This window comes from Verrucomicrobiota bacterium (genome assembly GCA_027622555.1).
GTDB lineage: Bacteria > Verrucomicrobiota > Verrucomicrobiia > Opitutales > UBA2995 > UBA2995.
This window is the reverse complement of the sequence record JAQBYJ010000074.1, coordinates 18586-29417: the sequence shown is the minus strand read 5'-3', so window position 1 is coordinate 29417 and position 10832 is coordinate 18586. Positions and strand designations below refer to the sequence as shown.

General features: G+C 48.8%; 7 protein-coding genes. All 7 read right to left on the bottom strand.

From position 1 onward, the window contains the following. Nucleotides 1–76: 76 nt before the first annotated feature. Complete coding sequence (locus tag O3C43_17410) at nt 77–817, bottom strand: PEP-CTERM sorting domain-containing protein (GenBank protein MDA1068269.1); 741 nt, start codon at nt 815–817, stop codon at nt 77–79. Between the two features lie 370 nt (nt 818–1187). Further along, nucleotides 1188–2996, bottom strand: coding sequence for an arylsulfatase (locus O3C43_17405; protein ID MDA1068268.1), 1809 nt, complete (start codon nt 2994–2996; stop codon nt 1188–1190). A 167-nt stretch (nt 2997–3163) separates the two neighbouring features. Beyond that, entirely contained in the window at nt 3164–4708 is a 1545-nt protein-coding gene (locus tag O3C43_17400) for an MFS transporter (protein MDA1068267.1), read from the bottom strand. A 36-nt stretch (nt 4709–4744) separates the two neighbouring features. Continuing rightward, complete coding sequence (locus tag O3C43_17395; protein MDA1068266.1) at nt 4745–5920, bottom strand: mandelate racemase/muconate lactonizing enzyme family protein; 1176 nt, start codon at nt 5918–5920, stop codon at nt 4745–4747. A 128-nt stretch (nt 5921–6048) separates the two neighbouring features. Beyond that, nucleotides 6049–7656: an arylsulfatase gene (locus tag O3C43_17390; GenBank protein MDA1068265.1), complete on the bottom strand. Its 1608-nt coding sequence runs from the start codon at nt 7654–7656 to the stop codon at nt 6049–6051. Between the two features lie 15 nt (nt 7657–7671). Next, on the bottom strand, nt 7672–7929 hold the full coding sequence (locus O3C43_17385) for a four helix bundle protein (protein ID MDA1068264.1): 258 nt from the start codon (nt 7927–7929) through the stop codon (nt 7672–7674). 58 nt (nt 7930–7987) lie between these two features. Beyond that, nucleotides 7988–10594 carry a hypothetical protein gene (locus tag O3C43_17380; protein ID MDA1068263.1) on the bottom strand — a complete coding sequence of 869 codons (2607 nt, stop codon included), beginning with the start codon at nt 10592–10594 and terminating at the stop codon, nt 7988–7990. Nucleotides 10595–10832: the final 238 nt, after the last annotated feature.

The following is a 10832-nucleotide window of genomic DNA, read 5'->3' as shown; positions in this document are numbered from 1 at the left end:
TGGTTTTCCAAAACTTTATCATGCGCATTTTACGGACAACCAGCGGCTTTTCGAACAGGGTCTAGCTATGTTTTGCTTAGGTTTTTTTAGCCTTAATGCGTCTTGAAGCGATAAGGCCAAGCAGCGCGATTGCTCCGATTATACCATATGTTGATGGCTCTGGAACAGAAGCTCCTCTGCTGATGAGGGCAAATACTGCGTCCCCGTAATCATAGTCGCTATGGTTGATAACGATATCTTCAAAAGCAAACAGAGTAATTCCTGGGAAAAGAGTGGTGTTAATTAAAGCATGCTCAAAAACACCTGGGTTAGGGCTATTTTCTGAAGGATAAATGGCTCTCCATAATCCGCCTACTCCGTGTGAACTTGAGTCAAGGAGAAAGTCGAACAATCCAACTCCTGAACCTGCTCCGACCGTCAACGTTTTGAAGTTACCAACGGTTAGTGTATTTGTATTAGCAACTGGATCTTTGATGTCTGCAAAGATCAGTGTGCTAGTTCCTCCACTTCCGTCACCGGCTACATCGGTCAGAATTGATAAGTCGTTAGTAGTCCAACCCGCATTTTCTCCGACAAATACGATGTCATATTTTCCAGCGACCAAACTTGCGCCAGCCAAAACTGATCCGGCAACCCAGTCGTCACCATCACCTGAGTAGTCGTTGATGGGATCACCAGCATTTATGACGATATCGTCGTGCAGGCTTTGAAACATTGCGGCGTAAGAGGCACTAAGATCCAGTGCCGAAATTATTTGTGCCGAAGCACTAATGGAAAAGGCCGCGATGGCGAAGCCCAATATCAATAATTTTTTCATAGGTATAATAGGTTTCCTGACCCAATTGTCTGACCATGAGTCAGACATATTTGGTATTTTTAAACTATAGGGACCGGTACTAGTCGTATAAGGAGAAATTCAGTGTCTTTTAATAGAGGATTCCCCTATAGGTGGTAATGCGGCTTTTTTTCCTGCACGGATGAAAAATCAAACAACAACCTCCCGGGGAATTACACTAGTCTTCCTTGCTCTTATAGAAGCGTGATGCGTGTGGGAAGGTGCCATCGGGAAGCGTCTTATCCCCTTCATGCCAGTCCTGTGTAGTTGGGTGCAATGTTTTGCGAACGCCATTCGAATAGGTTGTCCGTGGGCAAACTTTCTTGTTTCTCCATTTCCCGATCATCTATGTCTACAGATTGATTTTTTTCGCCTCTGGATTTAGCTTCCAGGAACCGAAGGGCACCACGCCACGTTCATGAGCCCACTGTTCCCACTGATACATCATGTAGGTTGCGACGTCTCTGTTTTTGAGAGACAAGTCGTGCATTTCCGTGCGGTCCTTTTCCATGTCGTACAGTTCCCATTTACTGGTAGGGCCCTTGGATACCAGCTTCCATTTTCCGTCACGAATAGCGCGATTGCCTTCATGTTCGAAGAAGATGGGCTTCCCGCGTTCCAGTGGTTTCCCTTCCAGAGCTGGGCGTAGTGAAATGCCTTCCAGAGGAATGAGTTTGTTGCCGTTGTGATAGCTTGGGTAATTGGTTCCCGCAAGATCCACGGCGGTTGCCATAAGATCGATCAGATGTGCTGGAGAATCATAAAGAGGACCTTGAGGCGTATTTCGAAATGCGTCTCCCTTGCCGGAAAATCCTTCTGGCCAATGAACAATCAGCGGTGAACTGATACCACCTTCATGGGAGTAGTGTTTGTATTCTCTGAATGGAGTGTTGGACACGTTGGCCCAGTTTTCACCATAACCGATCTCGGTTTCGGGTGGTCCAGGCATCACGCCTTCCCCTCGTCGTAGCGGGTAGCCGTCACGTGATTGCGGTGGAATCATTTCGGTTTGGAGCTCGTCCTTACCCATGGGAGGCAGGGTGGGCGCGGATGGGCGTTCCAACGGACCTACGCGATTTGGTCGTCCGAAGGTTTCAGCGCATCCGCCATTGTCCTGTAGAAAAATAATCAGGGTATTTTCATACATGCCGGAGTCTTTGAGTTGTTGCACAATTTTTCCGATGCCTTGGTCAAGGGAATCAACCATCGCTGCATAAACTTCCATAAGGGCACTTTCCCAGACTTTGTTGTTAACCTCATCCCAGTTTCCAACCTGAGGAGAAACTTCCCAATCGTTTGGAAGCAGCTTGAGTTCCTTGAGTTTCTTCACGCGCGCTTCACGGATGGGTGTGTAGCCTTTGTCATATTTTCCATCATATTTGGCAATATCCTCAGGATGCGCGTGCATCGGCCAGTGTGCAGCCGTGTAGGGGACATAAGCAAAAAACGGGCGGGTGCTGTGGTTGGCCTCGTGGTCCTTAATATACGTTACCATATTATCCGAAATCGCATCGGTGTAGTACCAAGTGCGCTCGGGGGTATACTCAGGATCGTTTTCGGGCGTGATGTACTCATTTCCTCGAGCGAGTCCGCAAGGATCCCAGAGAGAACCAGCGCCGTGGATGGTTCCGAAGAATTTATCAAACCCACGTTGTAAAGGCCAGTTGTTCTTGGGCGGATTTTTTTCTTCAAAGAGGTAGGGAGTAACATGCCATTTCCCACTCATGTAAGTGCGATAACCGGCCGGTTGAAGAGCCTCCGCAATCGTCAAGCAGTTGTTGTTTAATTCTCCTTGATACGTGGGAAGACCGTAGTCACTCACCATATGCCCGACTCCTGATTGGTGCGGATAAAGACCGGTCAACAAGGAGGCGCGTGTCGGGCAACAGCGGCTCGTATTATAAAACTGTGTGAAGCGGATTCCGTCCTTCGCTAAAGAATCAAGATTCGGTGTTTTGATCTCCCCGCCATAACAACCAATATCGGAATACCCCATGTCGTCCGACATGATGATGATGATGTTTGGTCTGTCCTGCGTGTCTCGTCGAAGCTCTTGAGCGGAGTCGGAAGCCTGTCGGAGGGGTCGCTCGTCCGCTGCGTGGCTCAACGCTCCAAGCGTTAGTAATGAAAACACACTTATAAAAAAGAGTCTTAAGGTCATGGAAGAGATATAGTGGTTAAAGAATGAGAAGGTCAACCGGACAACCGGATCTTTGTGTTTTATAATTAAACATGTAAAGCTCAGTACTCTCTGGGAACGCTGAGCCCCAGCTCGGCAAAAAATAATCCAAACCCAAGCTGAGGCTCGGCATTCCCGGAAACATTGAATTACCTTTCCGGTAACTCTATGCGCTCAACTTTCCCGACTAGAAAAAAGTAACTGCAAAATCCAAGGATGGAAACGATGGCTATGTAGATTAACGCTGGTTCGAAATCTCCGTCTTTGGCAAAAATGCCAACGATGATGGGTAAGGAAATTCCGGCAAGATTGCCGATAAAGTTGAAAACCCCTCCAACCATGCCCATACAACGGATCGGAGCGATGCAGGAAATAAACACCCAGGCGATAGAGGCCAGGCCGTTACCAAAGAGAGCGACGGTCATGAAGAATATAACCATCCCCGTGCTGTCGGTATAGTTGGCACCGATAATGGAAGCGCCTATGACCATACCGCAAAGCACGGGTATTTTTCGTGATGTTCCGGGAGAGACGCCTTGTTTGATTAGGAGGTCTGAAATGTAGCCTGATAAAAGGACTCCACAGAATGCCCCGAGTGGAGGAATCATCGTCCAATAGCCCATGGCCTCCAGGGTTAATCCGCGCGTGTCTTTCAAATATGTAGGAAACCAGGTGAGAAAAAAAACAAACAACGATCCCAGGCAAAATTGGCCTATGTACACTCCCCAGAGCTTTTTGTGTTTGAAAGCCTCAAGAAAGTCAGCCCAATTAAAATCCGACTGAGTAGGATTTGATCCTTGGTCTGAGTGGTTCTTGGATTCCTCGCTTTCCAATTCGGTTGGATAAAGATCTTCACGGTTGGGTGGGTTTCTCTTCCTGGGGTCTTTTTTGATCGAGTAGGCTATGTAGGCTCCTAGTGCGCTAACGATTCCAACAAGTAATACACCTTTCCAAGAGTATTTGTACCCGATGAAAATTAAAGCCAACGGTGCTAGGACGAGGACGAGTATTTGTGTCCATGAGTATTTTACCGCGGCTTTGTCTTTGATCATTCCGCCTCCGGATTCAATATGATCTAGCTCCTCTTGGCTGACAGTTTTGTGATCCATCGGATCACGGTAAATTGCGTACATCACGAAGGCTCCCACGATGCTTACGGCTCCTGTAACAATAAACAGTCCTTTCCAGGTGACTGCCTTCATTAGGAAAACAAATACGGGTGGCATTAAAGCCATCACTAAAAATTGAGCTGAGGTATAAATTGCTATGGCTGTAGCGCGTTCGTTGGTGGGAAACCAACGGGTGACCATTTTGTTGTGAGCTGGATAGGACGGTGCCTGAAAAAATCCGAGAGATAGTCTGAGACCAACCAAGCTGAATAGTGAGTTTACAAATCCCTGAAGCACCGTAGTGCATGACCAGAGGAACATGATAGCTGCGTAAAAGGGGCGTGTTTTAAAACCATCGACGAGTGCGCCGCCTGAAATTTGTAACCAACCATAGGTCATACTGAACGCAGCGAAAACCAATCCCATTTTTAATGGATCTATTCCCAGGTCGTCCCGTATCGTGGTGCCGGCGATCGAGATGTTCGTGCGGTTCATGTAGTTGATCCAGACACAACCAAACAATATGGCCAGGACGATGAAACGTTTGCGGGTACGGTTGGGTGAATGGGGAGAAGAATCAGGCATAGAAGAAGAGTAACAGATGTTTCCGGTTCGAGCCCGCTACCAGTTTTGGTAGCTGCCGTCGGAGCGCCAGAGGCGGGGTGGTTCCCAGAGTTTGACCGACATTTTTTTCAAGACGGATTCGTCTACTTCGACGCCGAGGCCTGGAGCTGTTGGAACGGGGTAGGCGTTGCCAACGAGTTGCAGGCGCTGCGTGAAAACGTCCGCGTCGCTGGTGGGAAGTTGTTCGACGGGAGATTCACGGGACTCGAGGTGGGAAAAGTTCGGGATGGCTGCCGCCAAGTGGACCGAAGCGGCCGTGCAAATGGGTCCGAGTGGATTGTGAAGCAGCAGATCAATGTAGTTCGACTCAGCCATGGCAGCCACTTTCATCGACTCGGTCAGGCCGCCGACATTGCAGACATCCACGCGGGCAAACTGTAGAATGTTGCGTTCGATATAGGGTTTGAATTGCCACTTGCTTGCGAACTCCTCCCCAATGGCAAAAGGCACATCTGTCAGTTTGCGGAGTGCTTCGTAAGCTTCGGGAGACTCGTCGCGAATCGGTTCTTCAATGTAATCGAGCGTGCCCGATGGAAGACGCTGGAGAAAGGTGGCAGATTCCGCTATGGTGAGCCGGTGATGCATGTCGCAGCCGATCATGGCGGTGGGGCCTGCGGTTTCGCGGCAGGCAAGGATGGCTTGACTGATAGCTGCGCTCGAGTCGCGCGTATTTAAGATGGAACCCTCTTTGCCTTCGTAGTCTGCGCCAGGCGGGCCGACGTTGTTGAGACGGAAGGAGGTCCAATTTTCGTCCATGAGTTTTCGGGTAAGTGCGGAGTATTCCTCAATAGGAGTGTCTCCAGGAAAACTGGCGAAACACTCGACCCGATCACGGTGAGCGCCGCCCAGCAGCTGATACACGGGAACCTCCAAAGTTTTCGCTATCAGATCATACAGAGCGATATCAATCGCGGATATGGCGGCTGTGAGGATACGCCCACCTTCAAAGTATTGGCTGCGATACATTTCCTGCCACAGTCCTCCGATTTGACGCGGATCTTTTCCGATTAGAAATTCACGATAGTGTTTTACTGCGCCCTCGACTGCTAGTTCCCGGCCAGACAGACCGGACTCGCCCCAGCCATATTGTCCATTGTCGGCTTCAACTTTGACGAGCAATTGATTGCGGAAGCCAATCCAGGCAACGTAGGGGATAACAGCGGTAATTTTCATAAGTATGATGGAGATCCAATACGTGGAATTGATCGAGGAATTGGATGACTAGTTGAAACCCAATAAACTCCCGGAAGTCAATTTCTCTGAAAGGCTGCTTATTTTTTTGGCAATTTGCCAGAAAGTGTTTACTTTAACTGTGCTTGCACAAACTCTGGAAGCCGTTGGTGGATGTTTATCTTTTTGTCGTTTGCCAGTTTGGGTCCTGGTGTACTACGACCTTCGTCAATTTGCTTTTGCAGTTGTTTCACCATGGCCTTTACTCGGTCAGGATGTTGCTGGGCCAGGTTATTGTCTTCGTGGGGATCGTTTGACAGGTTAAACAGCTGAACAAAAGGTGCGTTGAGAAAAGCCTCCAGCGAAGGGGATTCCTTATGTTTTTCGAGTGCCACTTTCCATGCGTCCTCAGGAAGAGGGACATTGCCCCACAATCCTTTTGCTCCACTACCGGGGCCCAGGCACAGCTTCCACTCTCCGTCGCGAATCACAAATACCTCCATGGCAGATTGCATAACCAGATGTTCACGCTGAGTACCTGCTTTGTGGTTACGTAACACCTTTGCGAAGCTGATGGAGTCTGGAGCATGTTTGGGGTTCAGCTTGTGCTCGGTAATCTCGGCGAACGTTGCCATCAGATCGTTCAATCCGACCAGAGCGTCGGATGTGTTACCGGGTTTTATAACCGCCGGCCAATGAGCAATCAACGGAACACGGAGTCCTCCCTCGTAAACAGAAAATTTGTAGCCTCGGTGAGGTCCTCCTGGATAGTGCCCGCTCTTTTCCATTAAATGGATCTGACCATAGGTAGCCGGCAAAATATTTCCCGCATAGGATGCCGGACCGTGGTCGGATGAAAAGAGAATAAGCGTGTCTTCGTAGAGTCCTTGTTTTTTGAGCGTGTTTACGACACGTTCCACCGCATGATCAACCTCCATGACAAAATCGCCGTAGACGCCGAGCTTGCTTTTCCCCTGCCAGTTTATTCCAGGACTTGTCGGGGTGTGAGGAGCAGTAAGGGCCAAGAATAAAAAGAAACGGTCGTTTTGTTTCTGTCGGCCTATGTAGGCATCAGCCTCGTCGAAGAAAGTTTCGAGCACCTCGTGATCCTCAAAGTCTTTTTCCGCATCGCCTACACGGTTGAACGCGCTCCAACCTTTTTGTGCGGTGATCTCGCCCTGCCAGACATTGTTTTTCGCGTAGGCATAAGGGTACATGTCGAGCGAGCCAGGTAGAATGAAACTGTAATCGAACCCAAATTCTGGAGGACCTACTTTCAGAGGTTTCGTGTAATCCACATTTGTCTCACCTTGGACTTCCCCGTCATTGGTGGTCATTAATGTTCCCAAGTGCCACTTGCCGACGTAACCCGTTTTGTAGCCTGCTTCTCGAAACATGTCTCCCAAGGTGTGCCGTTTAGCAGGATCGATCTTCAGCCCGGTAAAGCCCCATGCTCCGCCTCGGTCGTGCTGCTGATTCCGCCACGGATAACGACCCGTCATAATCGCCAGGCGGGTAGGTCCACATACGGATGCGCTCGGATGCGCGTCGGTGAAACGCAAACCGCCTGCGGCGAGCCTGTCGATGTTGGGCGTATGAATGAGACAGCGGTCACCACCATAAACTTTGGTGTCACCTATCCCGAGATCGTCAGCGAGGATGAAAACGATATTGGGCCGAGCGAAGGCGTGGCCGTGAAGTGTGAGGGCAAGGAAGAATATGAAAATGGTTCGGAGCATCGGAATTATGTGTGTTTAGAGATGGTGGATCGATTCGCTTGCTTCTCCACGGCTTATGTGGATGCCCTCAATTTTGTTGCGCACATGACGGTCATCATTTTTCTCCGCCAATTGAGCCGGAGAACTATTCGAGGAACGCCTTACTTGACTGCCCAGTTCGAATCGCTCCTCTTTCGGCCACGCGTGAGTCAATTTGCAAACATCAATATGCAAATCACATAACTTCTGATACACTATTAACTCCTCAACGTCCAAAAAGGTTTTTTTGCTCATAGGTCTTGAATTTTTCTGTAATCTACCACCTTCAAAACTCGGTTACTGACACCTGACATCATTTTGTTGCCCTAAGTCCTTCCTTAATATCCCAAACACCTGAATCCGGATCTCCGGTACGAAGGGTGTAGTTGGCTGAGAGATCAAAAATATGCGGTCGAAAGGTTTCCCCGGCAGGACGAATAGTGTATTCGATTTCTCCCGTAGAATCGTTGATCACCTGAATTACTGGATTATCTTTCAATTTAACTTCAGGAATAAAGCCTTGTGGAATTCGAGCATAGTTGTCGGTTTGCTGAATCGTAATAGGCCAACCGGCGTAAGGGTGCCCCGCATCGCCTTTTCCTTGAGGTCCTGCGAAGGAAGGCCACGCTGTCAGAGTGATCTCGTGGCTTTCACGGTGGAAGGTAACGATGCCGTAACCTGGATTGCGGTCATGATACCAGGTTGGTTTTCGTTTGTTTTGTTTATAAGGATTTGCCGTGGCGAGCATCGTAAATTTGTTTCCCTGACCGTCGAGGAATTTTCCGGTGTAATTTCTCGGATCAAAAGTAAAACCATCTCCTTCGATGTTCCCTATAAATGTCTCGTCAATCACTCCAGGTGCTTTTGGCATCCACAGGCGAGACCAGCCTGTACTGGCGGCAGGAACGCAGAAGGCTACACTGCCGCTATCGTGTTCTTCGATTCCGTAACGAATAGTAGAACCCAGATGCTGATCCCCAGCGATATGCGGGGCAAAGGCTTTTCGAAGAAGATGAACTGAGCGATCACGAGCGTCTTGTGGCCATCCGTTGGAATCCATATCGTGTGAAGGATTCGTGGTATTACTTGGCCATGCACCTGGAACCGGAAAGTTTTCATCTGCATAACGATCCCAGGGTTCATTGTTATTCAAGCCATCCGTAGCAGCAGTATTGAACACGGTCTGGCTGACGGCGCATTTCATCCAGGTCCCTTCCGACCAATCAGCAGCCCATTGCTCGAGGAATGCTTCCTGCCTATTTCCCAGTAAATCCGCGTCCGCGCTTACCTTTCGAATATGGGCCGTGTCCTTGGCGTATTCGGGGTCTTTAAAATACCCATTATAAACCTCCGTGTCGGTGTGAATATTTTGGGGAGCGGATTTCCATTTTCTATCCTCCAATACTGCGAAGGAAATTCCGGCGAAACGAACATCAGTATAGTAGGTCTCAATCCCTTGTTTAACCGGCGATGTGTCTGGGGAAGGTGGAAGGTGCCCGCATTGTCCTCTTTGTACCAGGTTCACGAATTGAGGCGGCATCTTGTAACCGCCGGAGTCCTGTGCGGCGGCCCCGGTTTTATTTGCGTCCGTAGCTTTGCCTGACTCTCCCCACACGTTACCATGAAACACGTCGTGGTCGTCGTTGATAGTCATACAGGCGGTACCTGCCAACAGTTCACGGAAGGCCAGACCGTGGAGAAACCAATGCTGAAAGTAGTTGAGCCGAGATTCTTCGAGGGGAGAAGTAACAATACCGTAGCCACCAGCACCTTCGTAGAGTTGATCTCCCGTGAAGGCCAGTATGTGTGGCTTGATCTTCCGCATCTGCTCGACCGAATCCTGATAGGGAAATCCGGTCCAGTGCATGCAATTGAATGAGCCGAGGACTACATCTTCTTTTGTCGGTTCGGCTCTTATCATCCCCGAGTAGTAATGGGTATATAGCTCTCCATCGAATCCGATTCCTTTCCAAACGATACGGTAATCAATGTCATTATTGATATCCCAATGGGGCACTGTGAAAAGCGCAGAGCTGGAGGGTTGGTCGTACTTGCCGGTCGCGATCTTTCGCCAGCTGTTGTTTTCAGAGATTTCGAGATCAATAGATTCGACATACTTCCGCTCGAATGGAGTCAGCTGTGTATTCATCCTGAGCGTACCCGATGAGGTTAAGAATTGATTGAATGCAACAGGTCCAAACTGACGTTCGGGTGTTGAAATAATTCCGGCACCATTTGCTTCGAACTCATCAAACCAATGAGCAAGACTTCCCGCGTCGTTTGCTTTTCCATCGTCGAAGCGTGCCTGTTGATCGATCTTTCCGTTGTGTGAGCTTAATGCGAACATGCCGCTAACTTGTTCAACGGGTAGGGTAGCGCTTACCGACACGGATCCGGATTCACTTACTGCAGTCAGCCGTAGCTCGGTGTGATTGCCGCTTACTTTGGAAGTCAGTTTAAGTGTTAAGTTATCCCCATTTGTTATTTTCGGGGCATCTATCCTAATCTGATCAACGAAGAGTTTCCCGTCTGAGGTTATTCCAGCCGGAGTTCCCATGCAGTGGATCATCTGGTTCTTCCAGTTTTCGGTGTGGATACGATTACCTTGTAATCCTAGTTTAAATCCACCCCAACCGCTCTTTCCAGTTTGAACCGCTTGTAGCTGTCCCATCCTCATTGTGATCTCAAAGTCATTAGATGCATTGATGGCGAAACTTGTGACGACGGCGGAGCGATTTCCTCCTGGATGAGTCACCTCGATTCTGCCGTTGGCTTGCTGCCAATCGCGATAGGAGTTTTGCCAAAAGTGTCGGCCTATCCATTTTTGGTTAACTTTCGTTGACCAATCGAAGCGAAACTCCGCTGCTGATATGGAGGTCTCAAAGAATAAGACCGAAATAAATATCAGAATTATCCTCATAGTTTCAAAAAATCTAGATGTGATGAAGAACAAGGCGCAGTTTTCAAACAAGTGCGGGAGCGTAGAATTCTACGTAACCAAGCGGGTTGTGAGCTGGAACGCAGCTCTTCGTGCATGTTGATTTTAGCCTTCGATAGGGCAATTTTGTAACGTAACTTGTTGTGAGGTTTGAAATTTTAATATTAATATCCATAACACTCTGAATTTAATTTAGATAAAACCTGCTCTATCGAAGGCG

What these genes read in the sequence shown, in the direction of transcription:
- O3C43_17410 (MDA1068269.1), bottom strand. Translation starts at nt 817, where the DNA reads ATGAAAAAATTATTGATATTGGGCTTCGCCATCGCGGCCTTTTCCATT.
- O3C43_17385 (MDA1068264.1), bottom strand. Translation starts at nt 7,929, where the DNA reads ATGAGCAAAAAAACCTTTTTGGACGTTGAGGAGTTAATAGTGTATCAG.
- O3C43_17390 (MDA1068265.1), bottom strand. Translation starts at nt 7,656, where the DNA reads ATGCTCCGAACCATTTTCATATTCTTCCTTGCCCTCACACTTCACGGC.
- O3C43_17395 (MDA1068266.1), bottom strand. Translation starts at nt 5,920, where the DNA reads ATGAAAATTACCGCTGTTATCCCCTACGTTGCCTGGATTGGCTTCCGC.
- O3C43_17405 (MDA1068268.1), bottom strand. Translation starts at nt 2,996, where the DNA reads ATGACCTTAAGACTCTTTTTTATAAGTGTGTTTTCATTACTAACGCTT.
- O3C43_17400 (MDA1068267.1), bottom strand. Translation starts at nt 4,708, where the DNA reads ATGCCTGATTCTTCTCCCCATTCACCCAACCGTACCCGCAAACGTTTC.
- O3C43_17380 (MDA1068263.1), bottom strand. Translation starts at nt 10,594, where the DNA reads ATGAGGATAATTCTGATATTTATTTCGGTCTTATTCTTTGAGACCTCC.